Source organism: Mesorhizobium sp. M6A.T.Cr.TU.017.01.1.1, assembly GCF_004023115.1.
Classification (GTDB): domain Bacteria; phylum Pseudomonadota; class Alphaproteobacteria; order Rhizobiales; family Rhizobiaceae; genus Mesorhizobium; species Mesorhizobium mediterraneum.
In genome coordinates, this window is record NZ_RZTA01000028.1 from 18363 (window position 1) to 43017 (window position 24655).

14 protein-coding genes and 3 pseudogenes are annotated in these 24655 nt (G+C 58.2%); 13 read left to right on the forward strand and 4 right to left on the reverse strand.

Going from position 1 to position 24655, the window contains the following annotated elements; genetic code table 11:
• Positions 1-163 precede the first annotated feature (163 nt).
• A pseudogene (locus EOB36_RS35100) lies at positions 164-366 on the reverse strand (IS110 family transposase); the annotation flags it as partial.
• Between the two features lie 471 nt (positions 367-837).
• Between EOB36_RS35100 and EOB36_RS11725 the strand changes: the two are divergent.
• Positions 838-1840 (forward strand): annotated as a pseudogene (locus tag EOB36_RS11725) (IS3 family transposase).
• Between the two features lie 353 nt (positions 1841-2193).
• Here the strand turns inward: EOB36_RS11725 and EOB36_RS11730 are convergent.
• Together EOB36_RS11730 and EOB36_RS11735 are read right to left on the reverse strand one after the other, a co-directional pair.
• Positions 2194-2976, reverse strand: coding sequence for an aspartate/glutamate racemase family protein (locus tag EOB36_RS11730; RefSeq protein ID WP_128284898.1), 783 nt, complete (start codon positions 2974-2976; stop codon positions 2194-2196).
• 182 nt (positions 2977-3158) lie between these two features.
• A complete protein-coding gene (locus EOB36_RS11735) occupies positions 3159-4328 on the reverse strand; it encodes a Xaa-Pro peptidase family protein (RefSeq protein WP_127319014.1) in 1170 nt (389 codons plus the stop codon).
• Positions 4329-6217: 1889 nt separating this feature from the next.
• Between EOB36_RS11735 and EOB36_RS11740 the strand changes: the two genes are divergently transcribed.
• From EOB36_RS11740 to EOB36_RS11795, 12 genes and pseudogenes are all read left to right on the forward strand, one after another.
• Complete coding sequence (locus tag EOB36_RS11740) at positions 6218-7531, forward strand: MATE family efflux transporter (protein ID WP_127319024.1); 1314 nt, start codon at positions 6218-6220, stop codon at positions 7529-7531.
• Positions 7532-8447: 916 nt separating this feature from the next.
• Positions 8448-9483, forward strand: a pseudogene (locus tag EOB36_RS11745) (IS110 family transposase).
• Positions 9484-10371: 888 nt separating this feature from the next.
• Complete coding sequence (locus EOB36_RS11750) at positions 10372-11625, forward strand: methylaspartate ammonia-lyase (protein WP_128284917.1); 1254 nt, start codon at positions 10372-10374, stop codon at positions 11623-11625.
• A gap of 15 nt (positions 11626-11640) precedes the next feature.
• Entirely contained in the window at positions 11641-12792 is a 1152-nt protein-coding gene (locus tag EOB36_RS11755; protein WP_128284899.1) for a CaiB/BaiF CoA-transferase family protein, read from the forward strand.
• 121 nt (positions 12793-12913) lie between these two features.
• The gene (locus EOB36_RS11760; protein WP_245467760.1) at positions 12914-13816 is read left to right on the forward strand and encodes a CoA ester lyase; all 903 of its coding nucleotides are present in this window, start codon (positions 12914-12916) and stop codon (positions 13814-13816) included.
• A 121-nt stretch (positions 13817-13937) separates the two neighbouring features.
• Positions 13938-14906: a LysR family transcriptional regulator gene (locus tag EOB36_RS11765; RefSeq protein WP_128284900.1), complete on the forward strand. Its 969-nt coding sequence runs from the start codon at positions 13938-13940 to the stop codon at positions 14904-14906.
• 389 nt (positions 14907-15295) lie between these two features.
• Positions 15296-16963, forward strand: coding sequence for an ABC transporter substrate-binding protein (locus EOB36_RS11770; protein WP_128284901.1), 1668 nt, complete (start codon positions 15296-15298; stop codon positions 16961-16963).
• Between the two features lie 24 nt (positions 16964-16987).
• Positions 16988-17962, forward strand: coding sequence for an ABC transporter permease (locus EOB36_RS11775; RefSeq protein WP_128284902.1), 975 nt, complete (start codon positions 16988-16990; stop codon positions 17960-17962).
• A complete protein-coding gene (locus tag EOB36_RS11780) occupies positions 17959-18891 on the forward strand; it encodes an ABC transporter permease (RefSeq protein WP_128284903.1) in 933 nt (310 codons plus the stop codon). Before EOB36_RS11775 ends, EOB36_RS11780 begins: the two co-directional genes overlap by 4 nt.
• Positions 18888-19892, forward strand: coding sequence for an ABC transporter ATP-binding protein (locus EOB36_RS11785; protein WP_128284904.1), 1005 nt, complete (start codon positions 18888-18890; stop codon positions 19890-19892). The genes EOB36_RS11780 and EOB36_RS11785 overlap by 4 nt, the downstream gene beginning before the upstream one ends.
• Positions 19885-20898 carry an ABC transporter ATP-binding protein gene (locus tag EOB36_RS11790; RefSeq protein ID WP_128284905.1) on the forward strand — a complete coding sequence of 338 codons (1014 nt, stop codon included), beginning with the start codon at positions 19885-19887 and terminating at the stop codon, positions 20896-20898. The genes EOB36_RS11785 and EOB36_RS11790 overlap by 8 nt, the downstream gene beginning before the upstream one ends.
• Positions 20899-21131: 233 nt before the next feature.
• Complete coding sequence (locus EOB36_RS11795) at positions 21132-22568, forward strand: amidase (RefSeq protein WP_128284906.1); 1437 nt, start codon at positions 21132-21134, stop codon at positions 22566-22568.
• A gap of 414 nt (positions 22569-22982) precedes the next feature.
• Here EOB36_RS11795 and EOB36_RS11800 read toward each other — a convergent pair whose 3' ends face one another.
• Positions 22983-24224, reverse strand: coding sequence for an acetyl-CoA carboxylase biotin carboxylase subunit family protein (locus EOB36_RS11800; RefSeq protein WP_128284907.1), 1242 nt, complete (start codon positions 24222-24224; stop codon positions 22983-22985).
• Between the last annotated feature and the right edge of the window lie 431 nt (positions 24225-24655).

The window sequence follows — 24655 nt, forward strand, 5'->3', positions numbered from 1 at the left end:
CTGTTTCTTCGCCCCGGCCTACAGGATTTCCCGTGCGAGCGTGTCGAGACGCAGTCAAGGCTGGCCAGTGCGATGGCGCCACGTCCGGCTGCGAGGTTTCCAGGCCACTCATTGACGGCGTCGAGCACGGCTCCAGTCTACGACCTGGTTGCGCCGGGCGACGGCGGCGAAGCCGCTCTGTCCGCTCATCGGGAACCCAGACCTCCGGCAAGAAAGCCGCTGGCATGGAGCTGCGCCAGAACCCCGGCATTGTTCTTGTCGGTCTTGATCCTGGCATAGGCGATCGCCTTCACCTGCATCGGGGTTGGCGACAGTCACCCGGTCTACATAGGACGACAGGACCCGCACCACAGCCATGGCGTTGCCCTAGCCCGACGACAATCTCATCCGTCCGCCGCAAACTGTGCCCGAAGCCCTCCAGTCCCGACCGGGTATGTCGACCCGTCCGTGATGGCGCAACTGGCCATCTTCCCAAACCACCACCCCGCAAAGGTGCGGTGGATGTCCATTCCAATCACGCGTCTCATCGGCTCCTCCTCAAACAGTCGGGAGCCGGCGGGCGACGCGACACCTACGGATCCGCAGTCTCGGCGCAACCGGGCAGATCGTAGGAGCGGCCAGCTACTAACGCGAGCTCGCAACCATTCCCGCAGATGCCGCTGATTCCATTGAGGAGGGTTCCGTCATTGCGGTTGATGCAAGCTCCGAGTCGTTGTTCTTTGAGTGCCGAAGCCGCCGAGAGCTATCGGACACCGAGAAATTCCGGCAACCGCCCGCACACGGCGTCCGGTTTCGTGGACACCGAGATAAGGTGTTTAACGGAACTGGAGAGTGGAAATGCAGAGAAGGAAGTTCAGCCGCGAGTTCAAGCAGTGAGGCTGGTGAAGGATCGGGCGTGGCTGTGGCGCAGGCGGTCCGTGATCTTGATCTCCATCAGAATGTGCTGCGCAAATGGATTAGATGAAGCCGGAGCAGCAGGAGATCGACCGGGTGCGCAAAGAAGTGGCCAAGCTGAAGGGCGGAGCGCGAATCCTAAAAAAGGCCGCAGCCTAGAAGTACTGAAGTTCGCTTTCCTCGCGAGACACCGGAACATCTGGCCGGTGGCATGGCTATGCGACGCGCTGGATGTGTCCCGCTCAGGCTTTCATCTCTGGCTTAACCCCAGTCCCAGCGCTCGTTCCCGGCATGACGAGATACTCGTTTCCCGAGTCGACCGAAGCTTCAAGAGCAGCGACCGCACCTATGGCGCGCGTCGTGTGTGGCACGATGTTCTGGCCGAGGGTCTTTCCTGCGGCTGCATCGTGTCGAGCGCCTGATGCGGGAGAATAGTCTGGCGGGACCGGCCTCGTCGCCGTGGACTGCCGAAGGACACCGTGCAGCGAGCCGCAGTGTCGGACAACCTCCTCGACCGCGCATTCGAGGTATCGGCGCCGAATGAGAAGTGGGATCGTGGACTTCACCTACATCTGGGACCGCGGGAACGTTGGCTCTACGCTCTACGTTGCCGCCGTCGACCTCTTCTCTCGGCGTGTCGTCGGCTGGGAAATGAAGGCCGAGATGACGGCGCAGCTCGTCACCGACGCCGTGATCATGGCGATCTGGCGCAGGGGCAATCCTGACAGCCTGCTGCATCACTCGGACCAGGGATCGGAATATACGAGTGAGCAGTTCCAGCGGCTCATGGCCGATTACGGCATCACCTCGATGAGCAGGTCGGGCAATGTCTGGGATAATGCTGGATGGAGAGCTTCGTCGCTGAAGACCGAGCACACGGCGCGCAAGCCCTAAGGACGATGACGCCAGCGCGGATGAGTTTGATTACCTTTATAGCCTCGGTTGAAGGCACTCGACGCTCGGCTATTGAACCCCGTCCTTCGAGGAACAAGTTATGCTAGCTTAACCGCGTGTCCGAAAAAACCGGCAGCAGGCCACTTTGATGGCTGAGTTCCTGGGGATGCTCACTGGATTGTCGCCAAAGTAAATCTATGTGAGTTCGAGCTATAACCAGCGCAGCGCCAACCGAGGCAATCTGGCAAGCACAAGAGCCTGGATCGATCCGATAAGAATACCGTTGCCGAAGCGGAATGGCGAACCGCGGTGGCCAGTCTGACCGACGAACCTAAGGATGATCTTCGACCGTGCTGACATCGCGTCGCGTCCGGGCACCTGCCATCCGCCCCTTCACTCCACGCCTCAGGTTGAGAAAGACTGGCCTTCACCGAGTTGCGCGAGCAACTGCCCAAATCCGTGAATCGGTTTTTGGTAGTCGGCAAGGCGAAGAGCATGCCAAGCCATAGCCTGAGAGCTGCTCACAACTGGAATACCGAGCTCTTTCTCCAGTCGAGCAATATGTGGCACTATTGGGGTGGCTGTGCACGAAACGAACAGTGCATCGGGCGAGGAGACTGCGACGAGCTTGTTGGCCGCGGAAAAAATAGCGTCTTGGCTAATCTCTCCGATCTCTGCATCGGTCTGCTTGGCGAATGTCCCGTCCGCTACGATCTCGAATCCGTGTTCGGTGAAGAAGGCAGGAAACAACTGATGACACTCCATTTCGTAAGGCGTCAGGAGTGCGATTCTCTTGGCCCTGAGCTCATTTAAGGCCGCTATCGCAGCAATGGCGGGCGAGGTATACTTTAAGCCCGGCCTTGCCCACCTGAGCTGCGAAAGCAGAGATTCAACGCCAAGTTTCAGTGAGCCACTCGTACAGCTGAAGGCCAGGACATCGAAGCGTCCGGGGGGCGGAAGCGTATTTGCAACCTCAGCAAGAGAGGTTGCGAATGTGATACTGCCGTCAGACGGGAAACTTGCGTCAGACCTTGTCGAAAATACTAGCACATCGCCCTTCGGCATAATCGAGGAGAAGGCGTCGCCTCCCACTTCATCCGAGGAGATGAGGATCAGCCCGATGCGGACAACCACGCGCGAAGGCTCAGTACGTCCGTCAAAGATAAGCGTTTGGTGTGACTGGTTCATGGTCCTCTCCAAATACGCGTAAAGGAGGAGGCTGGTCCTAATACAAAGCTCGTCCTGGGGCAACCGGCCAGCCCTCAGCAGACCGCAGCTGCATTCCAGATGAACTCCATGCAGGTAACAGATGCGCGCTTGGGCGGAGACTTCAACGCGCCGCCTACCCCGGGGATTCAGTCGACCTGCAGCTAAATTTCAAAGATTTTTCGGGGCACAGTGGTCAGGACCTCGACGCCGGAGTCGGTCACGCGGAACGTTTCACTGATAACGTATCCGAAATCCTCGTCAATCCAGTTGCCTAGCATCAGGTGGAAAGTCATGTTGGGCTTCAACTCGGTCATGTCATCACTTTTAAGGCTTGCAGTTGGCTCGATCCAACCGATTCCGTGGGCGTATCCGCAGCGCGTATCGCTCCTGAGGCCCTGTTTCCCTATAGACCGATGGAAGGCGGTGGCAACGTCACTGCAGGTCGCTCCTGGCCGGACCGTCTCAAGGGCAGCTTCGAGGCCGGCGACTTGTATTTCATGGACGCGACGCAGGCGATCGGAGGGGGCACCGATCGAATAGGTTCGCATGAGGCCGGCACAATAACCGTGGCGCACACCGCCGATCTCAAGGTTGACCTGCGATCCCTTTCTAAATACGTCCTCGCTCCAAGGGATGTGGCACGTACCCGTGCGGGGCGACGAACACAAGCACATGGGATAATAATTCGTCCCAGGCTTGCCGTTTGCACCTCGAATCAAGGTTCCGACGATTTCCGCGCTCGCGTCGGCTTCACGCACACCAGCACGTATCACCTCTGCGGCGCGAAGGACTGCCGCGTCTGAGATTGCAGCCGCCTCGCGCATGACAGCTATCTCGAGGTCAGATTTAACAAGCCGGAGCCAGGTTACTGCCTTGGTGCAATCCACAATCGTGGCATCGGGCAGTCGCCTCCTGAACTTCTCCGCGGACTGCGCGGAAAGATTTAACAGCTCGATCCCTATACCCCGCTTTGCAAGGCCAATTTCTTCCAAGTAGTCGATCACCGTGTCGTGTCCATCCTTCTCAGGATTCGCTATGAGCGCTTCGGGGTAGGGGATGATTTTGTCGCGTTCCATAAAACACTGGTTAATGGCTGCCGGTGCATCGCAGCGGCGCAGAATGAAGGTCGGCTCCTCTTCGTCCTGCGAGACCACGAGGCCTTGGGGTACGTAGCCTGAGATCGCGGTGTATCCAGTGAGATAAGTGATGTTATTTTGGTCGGACACAACGAGAGCATCGATATCACGCCGCGCCAATTCTGACTTCACTGCTGCCAGACGGCGCACGTACTCCGTTCTTGGGAATGCTTGCTGTCCTCTCCCAATTGCCATGTTCGACTCCGCTTGATGCTTCTGGTGAAATACCTAACGATGCTGCTGTAAAGCCGTATACTTGTCGTTGAACCTGCGCCGCCAAACCATAGGCGCGCACCTTTCTGAAAGAGCATTCCCCGTTATGCATGCTTCGCGAACCGACTTACGTCAAATTCAGTTTGCGTATCAAACCCATCTTGTTTCGAGATGAATTCTTGACGGTCAATGCGCTCGCATTCGTAGGCTGCAAGCAGCCTCGCCGAGTTAACGCCAACAGCGTCGCCAACTGCTGCTATCGATCGCCGCGCCTTCTTCGCCGTATCTGGATCTCGGTTGAGTTGCTGTGTCCGGCAGTCATTGCGGCCGAGGCACGATAGAGGCGCGCACGTCCCGGCACCGAGCGGATTTCCAAGCGTTGTCGCTTCCACTGTCTGCGCTGATGTACGAGCTGCTCGTCGAAGCTGTTGTCTTCATGGACGCCCGTACTCTCGACGGTGGCGCATGAAGACACTGGCTATTCACGACCGTAGAATCACTGTTCCACAGACCGCTACCCGCATGAGCTACTCCCTCTGATCTGTGCCTGCCGTCACGCTAATTGTCGGATCTGGTTCACACGGAGTAACATTGCAAGCGGCGTGCCGCTGAACAGGCCCTTTCGACTAAGGCGAGAAAAGCTGGTCTTTCACGCAGCACTGGCGCAATACCTCCGCGTCAGAGTGTCGGCTTTCGCACATAGACGTCTTCAGCCGGGCAGAGGCGAACACGAGAGAGCGGGACATATAACGGGACGGTCGAAAGTATCCCAGTAGATGCTATCGAGCGGCGCTTCGACCGTTGTGGTTCACTGGGGGAGGCGCTGGCGGACTGGCTGAAAACCGTCCATGCGCTGGAGGGCCTCGGCGTCAGCCGGATGGCTCCCGACCACTAGGTGCGGTCATGACGACTCTGCCTCACGACCTGCAGTGCACCGCAGCTAACGAGATGGCGAGCTAACACGGCACCGTAGTTCAGAGCCGCGAGGCGCAGCACCATCCCGAGCGCACATTGAATCCGCATATCGCCGGTTCGCCGACTGCAGGATGGAGTGGATCAGCCGAAAAGCCTCTCCCATTGGCTCCCTCGCGGTGCTACTCGTCGAGAAATCGGCGCCAAGCGCCCGCGTCTCAATGAGGGTCTCCGCGCCTGTTTGGGTCCGCCGAGCCAGTGGGTTCGGGCGGGGAAGGGTCAATGCCGCCCGGCCTCGCGCTCGAAATGGACGCGAGGACCCACGGGCTCGGTACCTCCATCCTCGGAAAACGTCTCGACCACACCGGCGGCGCGCAGACCCATGCAAGAAAAGTTCAACATATTTCACTAATCATTATAAATAAAACATGAATTATATGGTATGCTAGCGCAAACTAATGAGCAGATGCACGGAACAGAAAAGATGATGCTTTACACTAAGCGTCGATGCCAATGGCAACAAAAGCGCTCATCATGGTTGAAGGCGAAGTAGCATGCCGCGATACGTTCAAGCGGCCCTGCCTTGGCCCTTATCCGATTGCGTTCCAATCCCCGCTGAGCGCTTGCCGGCGAATGCCGCAAACGTAGAAAGCTGCCTCGGAAAACCAGTGGTTCTTAAATCGTCCGGGGCAACTGCAGCAGAGGTGTCCCAAGACGCCGATCGTCATGTAAGGCTATGGCCGAGACAGTCGGTCCATTTCGTTGCCGCTCCGGCGAGACGTAAGGCGATACTTCAGCGTGTCGTCACGCCGGCTGGATTCCCGCCAAATACCAGCGCACGCGAAGCAGTGTAGCAGGCTGGAACTCTCCGGAGTTTGTCCAGGGGCACTGTCCGCTAACCAACATGCCGCAACAGATTCGCAGGAGCCGACGTGGAACAGACAACGCTTCTCCGCTCCATGCCCTTTGCAGTCACCCATCGACAAATCCTAACTATGGCCATTCCGATGGCGCTCGCATACCTCACCACGCCGCTGCTCGGCCTCGTCGATACGGCCGTGGTCGGCCAGTTGCGTGACGCCGGATTGCTTGGAGGTCTTGCGGCCGGGGCGGGTGTCTTCAATGTCGTCTTGACCACGTTCAATTTCCTAAGCTCCGGTACGACTGCGCTCGTAGCGCAGGCTTTCGGGCGGGGCGACGCCCTCGAAGAGGGGGCGGTCTTGTTGCGGGCGCTCGTACTTGCCGTCGTGTCAGGCTTGGCTCTGGTCTTGTTCGCGCCGCTGATTGCCGCGATCGGCGAATGGTTTATGAACGCGGAACAGCCCGTGACCACCGCGATGGATACCTACGTCCGCATCCGGCTCATGTCGGCGCCGGCCGCACTCGTCAACTATGCGATTCTTGGCTATTTTCTGGGCCGCGGCAATGCAGTTCTCGGACTTTTTCTGCAACTCGTGCTCAACGGGATGAATATTGCTTTCTCAATGTTTCTTGGTCTTTATCTCGGCTGGGAAATTGCCGGGGTCGCCTGGGGAACCGTGTGCGCGGAGGTCGCGGCTATGGTCGTCGGCATGACGATCCTCTTCGGACGATTCCTCGCCACCGCGAACCTGTCGTACCAGTACGCATTCAACATAGCGGCACTGAGGGCGATGCTTCACCTCAACGGCGACATCATGGTCCGTTCCTTTGTTCTCGTGGCAGCATACATGCTGTTCACGCGGCAGGGTGCCCAGCTTGGGACATTGACTCTCGCGGCTGACGCGGTTTTGATGCATCTCTTTCTGGTCGCAGGCTATTTTCTCGATGGGTTCGCGGCGGCCGCCCAGCAGCTCGCTGGGCGGGCCGTTGGCGCCGGTGATCAGCTGGCTTTCTTGCGCACCGTCAGGCTGACCGCGGGCTGGGGATTCGCGTTTGCGGGCTTTGCAAGCCTTCTAGTCTTCGCGTTCGGCGAAACACTAATCGAAGCCATAACAAAGACACCGGACGTGCGTGCGGAGGCGGTTTTCTATCTTCCTTGGGCGGCATTCTCGGCCTTGAGCGGCATCCTGGCCATCCACATGAACGGCGTATTCACGGGCGCCGCCTGGTCGCGCGACGTGCGCAATATGATGCTCTTATCCTTCGCAGTCTTTATCGCTGCTTTGTTTACGTTCGGACAGATGTTCGGAAACCACGGGCTCTGGGCCGCGCTGCACATCTTTTTGCTCGTGCGCGGGATAAGCCTTTTGTCGGTCCTGAGTCCCCGTGTGCGCTCCGCGTTTGGGGAATGATCATCGATCCGCTACTTCGCCAGATGCCGGTTTGTTCCGAGGAGCGGAGGAAATAAGAGGACCGGCACGCTGCTCCTTGGGCGGTCAGGCAGCGAATTGCTCGGGACCGGCACGGCGCGTCGCCGCATTCCGTGTGCATGAGCCTTGAAGTGCGTCCAATTGATATAGGCCAGACGCTGGTGCGTCTCACGAACCGCAAGTCAGCCGTACCAGCCTTGAGTTGCGAAAGCCGCCGACCGGCCGGGTGCAGCAGCCACTCGGGTCGACTGGGTCGAAGCTGCAATCTCGGTCCGAGCACCAGTTCACGTGCTGGCTCAACGCGGCCTCATCCAAGGTTCTGTGCGTGACGTGACGGAGGTGCCGCGGTCGTATCCTGACGAAGTCCTAGCCGATGCTGCGGGCGCGGCGTTGGCGGGAGATAGCCGACTTCGTCCTTCGTCAACAGCTTGTGCTTTGTCGACAATCGAACGGCGCATAGGATCTCGGATCATATATCCTTCGGCTCATTGGACGGGGAGCTGCGAGCCGGCGTCCTGAGAGCGGCGAGATAGCACAAGACAGAAAGGAGCCCCCAGAGGAGGGGCATCAGGCCACTCCTGACCAACGTCAACCTGCATGACATCCTCGATTTCTGGGCTGGCCAATCACAAGCGCTGATCGAGTTAGGCCGGTCGCCCCACTGTCCCGCAGATCTGGATCCGGCTTTTCGGAAGCGTAGAACAATAGAGGATACAGCACGCGCACGCTGTTCCCGAAGGCGGAGCTAGTTACGACGCGCACGTCATGGCCACCGGTAGATGGGGTATTCGGCTTGCGCTTCGTCTTCAACGGTGATGCAGGAAGGTGCTGCGCTTCGAGCTGATGGTAGAACGTGGTCTGTTCAAACAGCCACAAGCATCAGGAAAGGAAGCGCAGCGTGAAACACTTTATCGGCCTCGATGTCGCGGTGAAACATACCGCCGTTTGCATTGTTGATGAATCCGGCAGGATTTGCCGCGAGGTGAAGGTCGTCAGCCATCCCGACGATCTCCTCGCCGTACTGAAGGATCCTGCCTTGAATACTGAACGGGTCGGTCTCGAGGCGGGGCCATTGTCGCAATGGCTTTTCGAGGAGCTGGCGAGCGTCGGGTTGCCGGCTATCTGCATCGAGACGCGCCATGTGAAAGCATTCCTGAAGGCGCAGCCGAACAAGACGGATCGCAATGACGCACGCGGCATCGCGCAAATGATGAGGTTCAACCTGTATCGCCCGGTGCATGTGAAAACGCTCACGAGCCAGAAGGGGCGGGCACTCCTAACGGCCCGCAAGCTACTGCAAGGGAAGGCAATCGCCATCGAGAACGACATCCGCGGCCTTCTGCGCAACTTCGGCCTCAAGGTCGGTGTTGTGGGAACCGTGAAGTTCGAGGAGCGCACTCGCGAACTCGTCGAAGGCATGCCCGATCTCGAAGAAATCATGGAGCCGCTGCTGGCCGCGCGGCGGGGGCTGCGTGCCGAATTTGCTCGCCTGCACAAAAAAGTGCTCATGATCGCCAGGAACGATACGACCTGCCGGCGCTTGATGACCGTTCCCGGTGTCGGCCTCGTGGTGGCGCTCGCCTATGCCGCAACAATCGACATTCCGCAGCGGTTCAGAAACTCCAAGGCGGTGGGACCCATCCTGGGGCTGACGCCGAAGCTAAACGAGCCGGGGAAGGCAAGCGCGTTGGATGCATATCCCTATGCGAGGACGGCATGATGCGGACGTTGCTCTATGAGGCTGCACAAACGCTGATCACTCGCGTGACGAAATGGTCGTGGCTCAAGGCCTGGGCGATGACGTCGCCAAGCGGCGCGGGATGCGCAAAGCAATTGTCGCGCTGGCACGTCGCCTGGCGGTCATCATGCATAGCATGTGGCTGGACGGCGCCGAGTTCCGCTGGACAAGGGAAACCATAGCGTCAGCCATTTGATCCAGGAGGCCGAAAGGGAGAGAGACAGAGAGTTCCGCCGCCGGCGGACGGACGTCCTTCGCAGGACGATGGATGAGGCGAGTTCGCTGAGACACTCGTACTGATTGCAACATGCGATCAAGACGCTTGGTAGATTGTGCCGCTTCATTCTCCTAACCCCATATTGGGAGGGCGAAACGCCGATCCCGGAGAGAAGCAAGGCCCTGCGGAAGACAATCAAACTGCCGGAGACACTGAAAGCTTGGTAGCGCAGCGCTTGACCTCAACACGCCGAATAGAGAAGTGTCTCAATGGGTTCGTTCTAGCATGGAGGAAAGAGCACGGACGATACGACCTGGTGCTCGGCTGCCGGTTGCGGACTGATCCCCGCTGAGGCAATCCTGGGAGGGTACGCCCCCACCGCTTTTTCAGCCTCATGAAGCTGGCCGCATTTCACACCTCGTACTTTCAATCTGCTCACGAAGCTGGAGGCGCAGCAGTTGGGATTTGAACGATCGAGTTGCTGTTGGCGACCAATCACGCTGGCGCGGAAGGCCGGGACTGGAGGCGCTGGTGGCAACGGTTGGGGAGGAGCGAGGAATACGACTTCATCGAAGCCAGCGCGTTTCACAGCCGCCCAGCAAGAAGGAGTCCGCGATTCTGAGAACCTCCCGACCATAAGAGATGCTCTCGCCGGCAGAACGGAAGCTTCGTTTCGGCTCGAAACATCACTGTGGGAGACCGCGTTAGCGCCACAGTGGCTGCTTGCGTCAGTGGTCAGCCATCTGAAAACGAGATGGCATTATCCGGAACATTGTATTGGTGAAGTTAACACCAAGAGACGCATACTTGGCAGCGAACGAACGCAACCGCCCGTCAAACGCCGTCAACAAAATCGAGCGAAGTGAAGTGCAGATCAAAGATGTCCTGCTTGCGCCTGGCAACGGCGCATTTTTCTATGACGATCAGGAAGCCATTAGGTCTGGCGCTATCCAGGACGGCTTCGCCTATCTCGGCGCGCCGACAACGCTCGGGTTCACCTCAATACGCATTCCAGCATCGTCGCTCAGCGTCGGGCTCGTCCTTACCGACGACACCGTCGTTTGGGGTGACATGATGAATGTCCAGTACTCTGGTGCTGGTGGGCGCGATCCTCTTTTCGACACCAATCAAATCTCAAATTTAACCTTACGCGTTGTCGCGCCACGGCTTCTTGATGTGGATGCCTCTCGGTTTCGTAGTTCTTGCACGGATGTGTTGGAATCGGTCGGACGGCAGCGGTTACCTCTGGCTGTTGAATATGGCGTCAGCCAAGCTCTTCTTCGCGCAGCCGCCCATCTTCAGCGCAAAACGATGGCGGAGATCATATGCACGGAGTTTGGTCTGCCGCTGCCGACCCGCAGGGTCCCGATTTACTGCCAGAGCGGTGATGCTCGCGAAATCAACGTCGACAAAATGATACTAAAGGCAGTAGATGTGCTTCCCCACGGCCTGATTAACTCCCGGAAGAAATTCGGCGTCGACGGCCAGACCTTCATGGATTTCGTGAAGTGGGTTGCAACACGCACGCGCGAAATCGGCCGGCCGGGGTACCATCCGGTGCTGCATTTTGATGTGTATGGCTGGATCGGCCAGGAAATCGGTCTGGAGCCGCAACGGATTGCCGACTTTATCTGCAAGGTTGCAGATACCGTCCCGGGTTTCGCCCTAAATGTTGAGTCCCCGGCAGATTTTGGTTCGACGCAAGCGCAAATTGAAAATTACGCCAAGATCGTATCGATTTTGGACGACCGGGATTCCAAAGCTCGCATTGTCGTGGATGAGAGATGCAATACCCTAGAGGATATTCGGCTCTTTGCCGAAGCGAAGGCCGCCCATCTGGTGCAAATTAAGACGCCAGACGTCGGCTCAATGGCCGATACCGCGCGCGCAGTTCTCCTCTGCAAGGAAAATAAGGTGGGGGCTTATGTCGGTGGGAGCTGTACGGAAACGGATCTCTCCGCCCAGACTTCAGTCCACGTCTCTGTAGCGACCCAAGCCGACATGATGCTCGCAAAGCCCGGAATGGGTGTCGACGAGGCATTCTCAATTGTTGGGAATGAACAAAACCGGTTGCTGGCGATGCTGAACCGTCGTCGGGCTCAAAACGAAAAAAGTGGATGAAAAGCACGGTGTCACATGCAGAACTCTCTTGAGGGGATCACGGTCGTAGCCGTAGAGCAGGCGGTGGCCGCGCCTTACGCCTCGTCGCGGCTTGCGGATGCAGGGGCACGTGTGATCAAGATCGAGAGGCCGGAAGGGGATTTTGCCCGAAAGTACGATAAGTTGGTGCGGGGACAGAGCGCTTACTTCGTCTGGCTCAACCGCGGTAAGGAGTCCGTCTGTCTGGACCTGAGGTCGGAACCTGACCGAGCCGTGCTGGACACGCTTATCGCCAGTGCTGACGTCTTCATCCAAAATCTGAAGCCAGGCAGCATAGAAAAACTGGGGTTCGGGTCTACGGATCTCCGTAAAAGGTTCCCTCGGCTGATCACCTGCGACATCTCTGGTTTCGGAGCGACAGGCCCGTATTCCCATTTGAAGGCATATGATCTCATCGTTCAGGCTGAAACGGGTCTGTGCGCGATCACCGGCAATCAACAAGGGCCGGCGCGTGTAGGGGTCTCGGTTTGCGACATCTCGGCGGGCATGACCGCGCATAGCGCCATACTTCAGGCACTGTATCACCGCGAAGTGACCGGCGAAGGGAGCAGCATTCAGGTGTCACTGTTCGATGCCCTAGCCGATTGGATGAACGTGCCGGTTCTGCAAAACGACTACAGCGGCTATCACACGGTACGCGCCGGCGTGAAGCACCCGTCGCTGGCGCCATATGGGGCGTATCGGTGCGCCGACGGCAAGGAGGTTGTCTTTTCGGTCCAAAATGACCGTGAATGGGTAAATTTCTGCGAGAAGTTCCTGAAGCGAACCGAACTGACACGCGCACCTGGTTTTTCCGACAACATGGAGCGCCTGGACAATCGGGTGCAACTTGACGAGATCGTCACGTTGCGCTTTTCCGAACTGTCCTGTCACGAAGCAATGCAGGAGCTTGAGGCAGCCGGTCTGGCATATGGCCGACTGAACGAGGTGGCTGATGTTTCTGGGCATCCCCACGTTCGCAGGGTAGCCGTTAGCACACCCGAAGGAACTATAGAGGCGATAGCGCCGGCGGCCGTCTTCAACGCGGAGCGTCCGTCGCTGCGCCCGGTTCCGGCTCTTGGCGCTCATACGCAGGCTGTCCGGGAAGAGGTTCTCGGGCTTTTGCGCGACAGGGCCGCGTCAGCATGAGCGCCCATCGTGTCGGGAGGTGGACGCGCTCGCGAGTTACAAAAAGCGTGACGGTTACCAGTGCGGCACTCGGCCAACGGACTGCTACCGCCATCGCTAAAATCGGCCGCAGAGGCACTCCGTGATCCAGGACACCGTTCCGGCCGTTGAAGGCCCGACGTTTGTGCGCCGCTGGAGATCCCTGCTCTTCGTTCCCGCTCACGTTTCCCGTTTCGTGGGAACAGCTCATGAAAGGGGGGCCGACGGCGTCATACTCGACCTCGAGGACTCCGTTCCCCAGGATCAAAAGGCTGAGTCACGGCGGCAGCTCCCTGAATCGGTGGCAAAGGTGGGGCGCAAGGGCGCATCTGTTTTGGTCCGCGTGAATCGTGGTTTGCGAGCGTTGGCGGCGGATCTCGATGCAGCTGTGGTGGCAGGTGTTGATGCGCTTGTCCTTCCGAAGACGGATTCGGCGGAGTGGGTAATAGAGATCGCGAATGCCGTATTGGAACTTGAAGGAGAAAGAAATCTTGTCCAGGGACGCATCCGTTTCCTTGCCCAAATCGAGACGCCCGCAGCACTGCAAAGGCTCGCGGCCATAGCCTCGGCTCATCCCAGGATGCTTGCAATGGCGCTCGGTCCTGAAGACTTCAGTGCCGCTGTTGGAGGCACGCCGGAGTTCGACCTCCTTTTGACGCCGAACCTTTCCGTTCTGTTTGCCGCCCGTGCGGCCGGATTGCTCCCTCTGGGCTTTGTTGGAAGCATCGGCGAGGTTACAGACACTGATAAACTTCGTGAGACCGCGGCGCATGCGCGGCGGCTTGGCTTTGCCGGAGCTTTGGCGATCCATCCGACACAGGTCGCCATATTCAATGAGGCCTTCTCCCCGAGCGCACAGGAAATCAAGTGGGCCCGTGATGTCATCGCTGCAGAGAACGATGCGGCCGCCCGCGGGCTGTCTGCATTCTCGTTGAACGGTAAGATGGTGGATCCGCCGGTGGTTCGGCGCGCCCACGACACTCTGGCTCTCGCGGGCAGGAACTGAGCTACTCCGATCAATGAGACCGCGCATCTTTCCCGGCGTGGGGTAGGCAAGTATTACTTGCCGGCTATCTAGTTTCGAGATAATAGGATGGGACTGGGAAATGCCTCAGTTGGTTTAAACCGTGGATATCAGGCAGTTAAAATACTTCGTCGGCGTCGTGGAGGCCGGCAGTTTTACGAAGGCCGCTGCGCTCCTTCACGTTGCTCAAAGCGCTCTAAGCCTGCATGTACGTCAACTGGAGGAAGGATTCGGAACCCAGCTGCTCGTTCGCGATAGGACGGGTGTCAGCGTCACCGCGTCGGGAAACAGGCTGCTTGAGCGCGCACGGGTCATCCTAAGGGAAATTCAGCTCACTGAAGCGGAACTGACCAACTCGGTGGCTGCTCCTTCCGGAGAAGTGACCATTGGCATCCCGTCCGGCGCCGCTCGCGTGCTTAGTGGTCCCCTCCTCGAATCAGTAAGAAGCGAACTTCCGAGGATCTCGCTTAAGATGATCGAGGGCATGACGGGACCGCTGGAGGAGTGGATGGCTGCTGGCCGCTTCAATCTGGCAGTCCTGTATCGCACTGCCGAGAGCGTGGGGAAAATGACGGTGCTAGCCCGCGAGGAGTTTTACCTGGTGGTGCCGCCGGGTGAACCGCCCTTCGAAGATTCGATACGGCTTGCCGACCTGCACGCGTTTCCCCTGGCGGTTCCGATGCGCAATAACAACGTTAGGCGTTCGGTGGCTGATGTCGTTGCGCAACACGGTTGTGTGCTCAACGTAAGATTCGAAGTCGACTCCCTTTCAACGATCATCAATATGGTCATGGAAGGAAAGGCCTATTCTATCCTTACACCGTCGGCCATTCAGAAAGAGGCGTCTCAAGGCCGCGTCCGGACAGTGAAGATCATTGATCCGGTGATCACCCGGTCCGTTGTCCTTGCCGTTAACCCGAAAGATGAGCGCTCTCCGGCCGTCACTGCGGTCCGCAAGCTGATCCCTCGGGTCGCGCAGACTTTGATCGAGAGCGGACACTGGTCAGCCATGGCTCCCGACCTGGTCTCGGTGAACTCAGCCAGCGCTACCCGGTCACCGCGACGGTACTGACCTGCGTATCTCGCGTAACCCGGCGATCTACACGATCCCGAACGGGACGCCTTGCGTGCAGCCTCGAGCAACTCCTGCATCACAACGCGGATCACCTCATGCAATCCATCGAGCTCGAAAGCAGAATATCTTTGAAGGCGCCACGATAGAAAAGCGCCCGTGCTTCACCGGTCTGGTCGGGCGTAGGATCCAAGGAATCCAAAGTTTCCGCGGTAGCCATCTCGACCCGAGATAGGTGAGATATGGATTCTATGCTTTACGGTTCAAAAACCTGATTGCAAGGTTAAGCTCCAGAAAATAAGGGTCCACTTTCTTCTCAACCTTCCCCCTGATCGAGCGACGGGAAGTTCAGATTGTAGATGAAAACAGGGCTTAGAGCGGGAGGTAGCATGTATAAATCGACACTTAGTCGCCGTTCGGTTATGAAAGTGATGCTTTTGGGATCGGTTGGGCCGGTGATCATAAATTCGAGGGCGTTTACTGCGTCGTCATGCGATGATCATGTGGTGCGGGTGGGTGGAATTGTCGCGCCTGACACGATGAACCCGTTTGCAACCTGGAGCTCGTTCTGGCCGACGATATACACATATGACTTTCTGGTCGGCGTTGATGCCCAGCGCCATTCCGATCGGAGAGGATTTGCCAAGGAGTGGTCGGTTGCCGACGACAAGCTCACCTGGACCTTCAAGATCTGGCCCGGGATGAAGTGGTCTGACGGCCAGCCTGCGACTGCCAGGGACGCGGCCTTCACCTATAACTATCTGCTAGGCTCGATAGGGAAGCCCGAGGAACTGAATATCGGCCAGAACAGCACTAGCGGCCTCCAGCAAGTTGAAAGTGTCAGTGTAGTTGATGACGAGACCTTGCAAGTCGTAACCAAGGTTCCGACCATCTCGCTGCTTGACCTGCCCATTCTGGTGGTCCCCGAGCACATCTGGAAGGACATCAGCTACGCCGATGCGCGCAGCACCTTCCGCAATGATCCACCGCTCGTGGGCACGGGGCCGATGATAATCCAGGAGTTTCAACAGGGCCAGTTTGTCCGCCTCTCGCCTAACCCGCACTTCCGCTCAGGCAAACCGGCTATGAGCGGCATGGTTTTCAATTTCTTCAGTACGGCCGATCCTATCGCACAGGGTCTCAAAAGCGGCAATCTCAACTTTGGCTTTGGCCTCACAGTTGCCCAGTGGGATGACCTCTCGAAAGATCCTCATATAGTTTGTATAGAATCGCGCACTGAGCAACGGAATTATTTGGCGTTCAACACCGTCTCCGGAAAAGGCGCGGGCAATACTAGGGCCCTGCAGGACCCCGCGTTTCGCGACGCTATCGGCTATGCGATCGACCAGAAAACGCTCGTTGATCGCGCCTTCCGGGGGCATGCCGACCCTGGCGTGGGACTGGTCATGCCGTCGGCAACTGAATACTACTCGGATTTGAGCGACATCAGGCGCCCCTTCGACCTCGCCGAGGCGGGCCGCCGGCTTGATGCGGCCGGCTATCGCGATGCGAATGGTGACGGCGTCCGGGAAGACAAGGAAGGAGCCAAGTTCCAGCTTGAGTTGATAACGGGAACGAGTTCAGGTGCCCTCGAAATACCGATTGCGGCGGTACAACTAATCGCTGGCTGGTTGGAACAAATTGGTATCCCCGTATCTGTTACCCAACTTGACTCAGGGGCACTCAATGCCCGTACGGCGGCGCCGGCGAAGGGCGGCGGGGGTTGGGATCTGGTCGTTGGCGCAGGTTGGCTTTCACCATCGCCCCATGATCTGCTGAGCATGGGCAGCAGCCAGGCGGACAGTCAGTATAACCCTGCGCTTTGGAAGAATGAAAAATTTGACGAGTTTTTGTCGGAGATCGACCGCACCGCCGACCTGAAGAAGAGCAAAGAGCTGGTGGACCAGGCTGCGCGCCTGATTTATACCGACGCGCCCTACATTATGCTGTGTTACCCAAAGATGCTCGAAGCCTACCGCAAGGATTGCTTAAAGGGTTGGGGAGAGGACTTAACGCTGTGGAGTTACTCTCCCTTTGATCGCCTGCAGCCGGTTTGAGATGGTCTTGGAAAGCGAGGCCAGATGAGCCAGCGCATCGTGAGCATCCTCACCAGGGCAATCATAACCCTTTTTATGGTGGCGGTTCTGAACTTCGTTCTGTTCCGGGTCATTCCGGGGGATCCTGCTTCGCTCCTGCTGGGCGGAGCACGCACCAGCGTAACAGCCGAGCAGATGGAGGTGCAGCGTCAGAATTGGGGCCTCGACCGGCCTCTGTTTCCGGATCAGGTGGTCGACTACTTGTCGTCAACGCTCCGCGGCGATTTTGGTTACAGCTTCAAGTTCAGGGGCAGGCATGTGGCTGACCTAATTTTAGAGCGCTTGCCCGCCACCATTGCCTTGGTCGGTGTAGCCCAATTTGTCGCGATCTTATGCGGTGTCATGCTTGGGTTATATGCAGGTTGGCACAGAGGAGGAGTCGGCGACAATGTCGCCACCGGAGCCTCTTTAGCACTTTATTCTACGCCGGCTTTCTGGCTTGGCATGATCCTGGTGGTGATCTTCAGTACGGCATTGGGCTGGCTTCCGGGCTATGGTGCGCATTCGCCCGGCGCAATTACGGGGTCGCTTGATTGGGCGCTCGACTACTTGCGGCATCTAGCGCTCCCGGTCACCGCGGTGGCCCTTGGACTAATCGGCCAATACCTCGTGGTCGCTCGTGCTGCGATGAGCGACGTCGTCACCGAGGATTACATGGTGACCGCAAGGGCCAAGGGGCTGACCGGCCGACAGATGCTGATGCGTCATGCATTTCGCAATGCAATGCTGCCGGTCGTTACCTTGATTACTCTTAATCTCGGCTACGTGGTGGCAGGTGCTATCACCGTTGAAGCCGTATTCGCCTGGCCGGGGATCGGTGGCCTGACGGTAGAGGCTCTCAATGCTCGGGATTATCCTGTCCTTCAAGGCATATTCCTGCTGCTTGGCGCCTCGATTGTTATTGCAAACGTCTTAGCCGATCTTGCCTACGGCTTGCTTGATCCGAGGGTGCGACAGTGAGTGAAAGCCCAGTTCGGTGTTCTCGGCGCAGCCGGGCGCGTTCTATCAAAGACTTTCTAGGCCAGTTTCTTGGCTATGGGGGGGCACAGCTTGGCCTCGCATGTCTGATATTATTTCTTGTTATGGCAGCGATGCCCAATAGCCTGGTGGGACCTCTTCAGACTGCGATCAATGCAACCGGGGATTTCCTCGCTTCACCATCAATCCAGCATCTGTTGGGGACGGATGAAGTCGGGCGGGACGTGCTCAATCTGGTCGTCCACGGTGCCCGGATCTCGCTCACGATCGCGCTGCTCTCCACCGTGATCAGCCTTATCGTTGGCACCACGGTCGGGATGACGGCTGGCTACTATGGTGGCAGGGTTGACACGTGGCTGATGCGCATGACGGACTTCTTTTTTGTCATGCCGTCCTTCGTGCTGGCGCTGGTCATCACGCCCGTGGTTGTCGAGGTGATGGGGCGGGGGAGAGAAATCCTTGGTTTCCGTCCTTCTCTTTTCGTGATCCTTGTCGTTATCGGCATAACAAGCTGGGCGTTCGTGGCACGTATCGTTCGCAGTCAGACCCTGTCCCTTAAGGAGCGAACATTCATCGATCGTGCGCGGGTTGTGGGCAGCAGTAATTTCAGCATTATGGTGCGCCACATACTGCCCAATCTCGTACCGCAAATCGCGGCCAACGGTGCCTTGGTCGTCGCCGGCGCAATTTATGTCGAGACGTCGCTCTCGTTCCTCGGCCTTGGCGATCCGTTGCAGCCCTCATGGGGCACTTTGCTTTCGCTTGCCCAGCGCGCCGGCGCGGCCAGTTCAGGAGCCTGGTGGTATCTCGGTGCACCCGGCGTATGCGTACTCACGGTTTCGCTTAGTTTCGTCCTGATCGGCAATGCCCTCGACGACACGTTCAATCCACGGCGGCGCGTGATCCCATGATAGACTCTTCCCATAAGGCGTCCCTTCTGGAAGTCGACCGTCTCTCTGTCGACTATGGGCTCAAGGGCGTTTCTTCGCGTGCGATAGATAGGGTAAGTTTCGCGCTCCGGGCCGGAGAGGCCGTTGGCCTCGTCGGAGAATCGGGCAGTGGCAAGACCACGACCGCCATGGCGATCGCGGGTCTACTATCACCTAACGCGCGGGTCAGCAGCGGCGAGGTCCGTTTTCGCGGTAACCCACTGCCAATAGATGACGATGCCGCGATGCGGCCACATCGCTGGAGCGATATATCCGTCGTCTTCCAGGGCGCGATGAATGCGCTTAATCCTGTTCATCGCATCATCAAGCAGATTGCTGAGCCATGCATGCTGAAGCTCGGCATGTCACGATGGGAGGCGACTGCGCGGGCAAGGGAGCTGCTCGAGCTCGTTGGCATTCCGGCGGATCGAGGCGCCGCCTATCCGCACGAATTGTCAGGCGGCATGCGACAAAGGGTGATGATTGCTATGGCGCTGGCATGTCGCCCCTCGATAGTCATTGGCGATGAGCCGACCACGGCGCTCGACGTCATTACCCAGGCTCAGATTCTGAAACTGCTGGGTGACTTGCGATCGCGGCTTAACCTTGCTTTCATTTTAATCACTCACGATCTGTCTGTGGTGGCTGAGGCATGTGATCGGGTGATGATCATGTATTCCGGCCGCGTCGTCGAGGATGGAACTGTCGCCGAGGTATTCGCCCGACCAAAGCACCCCTACACCCGTCTGCTGATCGAATCGATCCCCAACCCGGCGAACGGCAAGAAAATGATCCGCCCCATCCCCGGCGATCCCCCCAATCTGGTGAGCCGACCCTCAGGCTGCGCCTTCCATCCGCGTTGCCCGTCCGCGATGGCGGTTTGCGCGATCGAAGTCCCCAGTCTCCATCAGTTCGGGCCGGGCCGCGTCGCCTGTCATCTTCACCGGTCCTCGCAAGCAGACAGGATCGCAACTCATGCCTGACACCGCCGATATCCTGCGCCTGGACGGCCTGCAGGTCCATTTCCCTATCCAGGGCAGGGTGTTCGACCGCGTATTCGGCCGACCTGCCGGCGCTGTGCGCGCGGTGGACGGGATTGACCTTAACATCGGACGGGGCGAGATCGTCGCCCTGGTCGGGGAATCGGGAAGCGGTAAAACGACGGTGGGCCGCGTCATTACAAAGCTTACACAGCCAACAGGCGGCAGGTTGTTGTTCGAGGGCAAGGATATGACCTCAGTGCGAGGCTCTTCAGCGCTGCGCCCTTACCGGCATCGCGTCCAGATGATCTTCCAGGACGCCTATCAGGCGCTCAATCCGCGGCACACCGTGTTCGACATCGTGGCGGAGCCGCTGCGGTCCCTACGGCTGGTCGACAATGGCAAACAGCTTGCAGCGCGGGTTAGTCAAGCGCTTGCGGCGGCCGGTCTCAATCCTCCCGATGATTTCTTAGCCCGCTTCCCGCATGAGCTGTCTGGCGGGCAGCGCCAGCGGGTCGTGATTGCCGGAGCGCTTGCCGTGAAACCGGAGCTCATCGTCGCCGACGAACCTGTGTCGATGCTCGATGTGTCAATACGCGCACAGATTCTTCAGGTTCTGGTCGATTTGCGCGACAAACACAATCTGGCGCTGCTTTTCATCACCCACGATTTGCCACTTGCCTGGTTGATCGCCGACCGGATTGCGGTCTTGTACCTTGGAAAATTGGTTGAGATCGGCAGCGCCGACGAGATTACATTCAACCCAAGCCACCCGTATACCGTCGCTCTGCGCAACGCCACCCCGCACATGGGGGGGGGCAATGCAGATCGCGCCGAGGTGCCGGCCCTACAGGGCGAGGTTCCAAGCGCCGCCCGCGTGCCGAAAGGCTGTCGGTTCCATCCGCGTTGCCCATCGGCCTTCGATCGTTGCCGGCAAGAAGAACCACCACCTATCGAGGTCGGACCAAAGCACTTGGCTGCATGCTGGCTCACCAATTGGGCGCATTGATGCTTGTTATGCATGTCGCGGTTGAGCGACTGAGACAGTTGGGAGATCGGCAGGCAAGGGGGATAGATCGAATTGACATCGAGGCCGGGGACTCGGCCTACGGCTAACATTGCCTATCGTTCTGGCCTCCCGACGCAAGCACGGCAGGACCGCACCGTGATGCTATGGACGCAACTCAAGGGGTGGCTGCCGAAGGTAGGAGCGTGAATCTCTGATGCGAAGGGGAATGATGCATGAAATTGCATGAATATGCCGCCCACGACGCTACCGGGCTGGCGCAACTGGTAAAGAGACGCGAGATCAGCGCCATCGAACTTGTCCGATTGGCGCGTGAGGCTCACGACTGCATAAACCCCGCCATCAACGCCGTGGTCGAGTTCTACGACGACGCGGAATCCGTGCCGGGTTTAGACACGGGGCCATTTGCTGGCGTGCCGTTCCTGCGCAAGGACCTGGGGCCTACAGAGGCCGGCCGACTTCAGGAGTGCGGTAGTCGGCTTTTCGTCGGCTATCGGTCGACTGTGGACAGCTACTTCATTCAGCGCGCGCGCGCGGCAGGGCTGCGTGTCTTGGGCCGCACCACCACGCCCGAACTGGGAATTGGGAGTAGCGAGTCTGCGTTGTGCGGGATCACCCGCAATCCGTGGAATCTTGAGCGAACGTCGGGCGGCTCGACGGCGGGCTCCGCAGCCGCTGTCGCTGCGGGAATCGTCCCGATCGCCAGCGGCGGCGACGGCGGTGGGTCTATCCGTGTACCCGCGTCGTTCTGTGGTCTCATCGGTCTAAACCCCTCGCGCGGCCGGGTCTCCGGCGGCCCGAACCAGCAGGACGGTGGCCTCGGCAGGAGTCGCACCTCCGTTATGTGCCGCACCGTTCGCGACATGGCGGCCGCTCTGGATGTGTTCAGCGGCGCTTATCCAGGCGACCCGTTCGTTATTGCTCCGGCGGAGCGTTCCTATGTGCGGGAGCTTCAACGTCCGACCGGTCGCTTGAGGGTAGGTGTGGCAGTGTCTTCGTGGGTTGAAGGCGAAATTGAACCGAGCATCCTTGAGGCCGTGCTGCAGACCGCGTATCATCTTGAGGCAATGGGGCATCAAATCGAAGAGATGCGTCCACCCTACGATCCAGTGCTCTATCCAGAGGTCGCGGCTGCCATGTACCACATGGGACTCTTGACCCTCGATGCGACCGCTCGTGAACTGGGGCGCAGGGTTGACGAGCAAACCCTGGAGCCAGTCAACCTGAGGCTATATCGAATGAACAAGCAACGCACGCTCACCTACGCGGGAGAAGTATTCCAACGCGATCGTAAGTTTCGGGCTGATGTGGGCGAAGCCATCAAGGACTTCGACATTCTCGTGACTCCCACAATGCCTCGCACGGCATTTCCGCATGGGACATATTCTACCCTTGATGAGAACCTCACCGTCGAAGAGTTTTTATATGGGGCCGACTTGGCAATGCACCAGTACATGCACATTTTCAACGTTACCGGTCAGCCATCCGTCTCACTGCCGATTTTCCAAGGCATGGACGGGCTCCCCATTGGCGTTCAGATTGTGGGGCGGTTCGGCGACGAGGCGACGCTCGTTCGTGTGGCCCGCGACTTGGAAGAGGCGGCTCCCTGGGCAGCGCGACGGCCGCCCGTGTTTGCTGGCGGCCCCGAATAAAAGGTCTTTTGATGCCGGATCGCATCCACGTCAGGCTGTGTCGTCATGGCAGCATCGTTTCGCGCGGCACGGAATATCGCACGGACAAATTCGACCTTAGCGCCCCAACGAGAGGCGCAAGAAGTTGGCCGGAGCGGCCGTATATAGTTATCGACTGGCAGTCTGCTGCCGGGCGGATGATGTGTCCGAGGGGATTGGCCACCAGCTTCCAGCGCTTGCCGTTCTCGACCGCAAGCTGCTTCAGCCACTTCCCCTTGGTCGGGCAGCAGTCCGTCATATTGCTTCTCGCGTTGGATGCGGTCGCTTGGCTGATCTAGCCCATACTTCAAAGTGAGCACCTCCTGTGCGACGTTAGCTTCTATAACTAAAGTTCTCCGCTTCCACCAAAGGAGATACTGCGGAAATCAGAGCACCTCAGGTTTCCTGTTCGCCAGGAGTCGAAAGTGGTGTGATCGACCAATCGATTAGCTCGACGGCATGCTCGAGTATCGCATTCGCACGTGCATGGCTGGATGAAGTGGCGATGACATGACCGATCCAGTCTCGGGAATCGCCTTTCCTAATAATCGGCGTCTTGGGTTCAACATAGAAAATCACTTCGCTGACGCCGACTACTGCCGCTGCCTGACTCACTCCGACAATTGAATCAATGATGCCATCGCGGTCTGGAACGAGAATCCGCGCGGCTGCAATTTGGGATTGCGTTTTGTGCAGTGTCGATTTGTCCCCGATAGTAAGCTTCACGTGCTCACTGACGACATCGACACCGTAAGCCAGCTGAATCAGTTGGGGAGTAGGTGTGCAATGAAGACGTGGATTGACTTCAATGACGACCGGGCCACGCTTCGTCCACCGGAGTTCAACCCCAGTTGGCCCCCAGCCGAGGCCGAGAGCTCGCAAACAGCTCAGCGAGACATCGGAGATACGCTCATACTCGTCACTGGTCAGCAAGGCTGGAAAGGTGTACTCCCGTCCCACAAACTGGGGAAGATGGCCGAAGTAAGCGGTGCCAATTCCAATGATCTGACCTGCCATTATGTCGGCCCAATAGAAGGGGCCTTGTGCGAATTCTTCGATCAGTATCTTTGGTGAAGAATGCCATACATGCTCCCCGCCCAATATATAGTTTGTATAATCGGTTAACTCGTCGATGGTACGGCACAATCGAACGCCGCAGCTTGAGCTGCCGACGGCTGGCTTAAGAATCACCGGCAGGCCGATCTCTGCGGCGTAGCGTTCAACGTCCTTTGCATTCGATGCCAAGCAAAACCCAGGTACTGGGACGCTTGCCTCTGCCAAAAGTTGGCGTTGAACTGACTTGTCGCAGCATCGTTCAACCGATTCGGGGTTCGGTCCCGGTAGATCGAAATGCCGGCAGAGCTTGCCAACTGTCGCATAAAACGAGTCCCCCGTGCTCGTAATTCCAGCAATGTCATAGATCTCACGTAGCCGGGAGCATTCGCCGATCAGAGCGTCGAGATCACCTGTATCGACACGAATCGCATCCATGCTTTTCTCTGGAAGGCAGTCGTACCGAGCTGGATTAGCCGAGAGAGTGATTGGGTGAAGACCAAGACGTTGGGCCGCTTGGGTGTATAAAGGACCAATGTCCCACGGATTGATTTCAATTAAAATGAGCGCTTTCTTTTTTGTCATCCTGTTTACCTTGTTGCTATCAGCGGTCTATGCATGAGCGTCGGGCGTTGACCATCCAGCCGGGTACGAATCTCCATCCTTTGGTTAACATACCAGTTTCAGAGTTTTTCGAGTGCAAAGGTCCGGCAAATTTACTTGTAGGATTTGTTGCAGCCGTTGCCGTAAGGCTCCCCAATAATAAAGCTGATCGCCGGGCGGCCTCAGCCGAGTTGGCAAGAAACTGGTCTCCACGCTTAATCAGTGCCGGCTGGCCAGGCCCACCGGCACTTTGCTACCGCGGATCGGAGCCATTCTCGTCGCGAGGGTTCGCGGGTAAACCACAACGTGTGTTGCGGGTAATGGCGAGGATAATGTCTTGTGTCGCGCCGCAGTTTTTTGCTGCGTCACGAATTCGGGCGCAGCTGTCGGGTGGTGCCTAAATCTTGAAGAGG

Bases quoted from the DNA above. Each gene is read 5' to 3' on its own strand.
- EOB36_RS11800 (WP_128284907.1), bottom strand. From the start codon at position 24,224: ATGACAAAAAAGAAAGCGCTCATTTTAATTGAAATCAATCCGTGGGAC.
- EOB36_RS11785 (WP_128284904.1), top strand. From the start codon at position 18,888: ATGATAGACTCTTCCCATAAGGCGTCCCTTCTGGAAGTCGACCGTCTC.
- EOB36_RS11770 (WP_128284901.1), top strand. From the start codon at position 15,296: ATGTATAAATCGACACTTAGTCGCCGTTCGGTTATGAAAGTGATGCTT.
- EOB36_RS11775 (WP_128284902.1), top strand. From the start codon at position 16,988: ATGAGCCAGCGCATCGTGAGCATCCTCACCAGGGCAATCATAACCCTT.
- EOB36_RS11795 (WP_128284906.1), top strand. From the start codon at position 21,132: ATGAAATTGCATGAATATGCCGCCCACGACGCTACCGGGCTGGCGCAA.
- EOB36_RS11730 (WP_128284898.1), bottom strand. From the start codon at position 2,976: ATGAACCAGTCACACCAAACGCTTATCTTTGACGGACGTACTGAGCCT.
- EOB36_RS11755 (WP_128284899.1), top strand. From the start codon at position 11,641: ATGCAGAACTCTCTTGAGGGGATCACGGTCGTAGCCGTAGAGCAGGCG.
- EOB36_RS11790 (WP_128284905.1), top strand. From the start codon at position 19,885: ATGCCTGACACCGCCGATATCCTGCGCCTGGACGGCCTGCAGGTCCAT.
- EOB36_RS11740 (WP_127319024.1), top strand. From the start codon at position 6,218: ATGCCCTTTGCAGTCACCCATCGACAAATCCTAACTATGGCCATTCCG.
- EOB36_RS11735 (WP_127319014.1), bottom strand. From the start codon at position 4,328: ATGGCAATTGGGAGAGGACAGCAAGCATTCCCAAGAACGGAGTACGTG.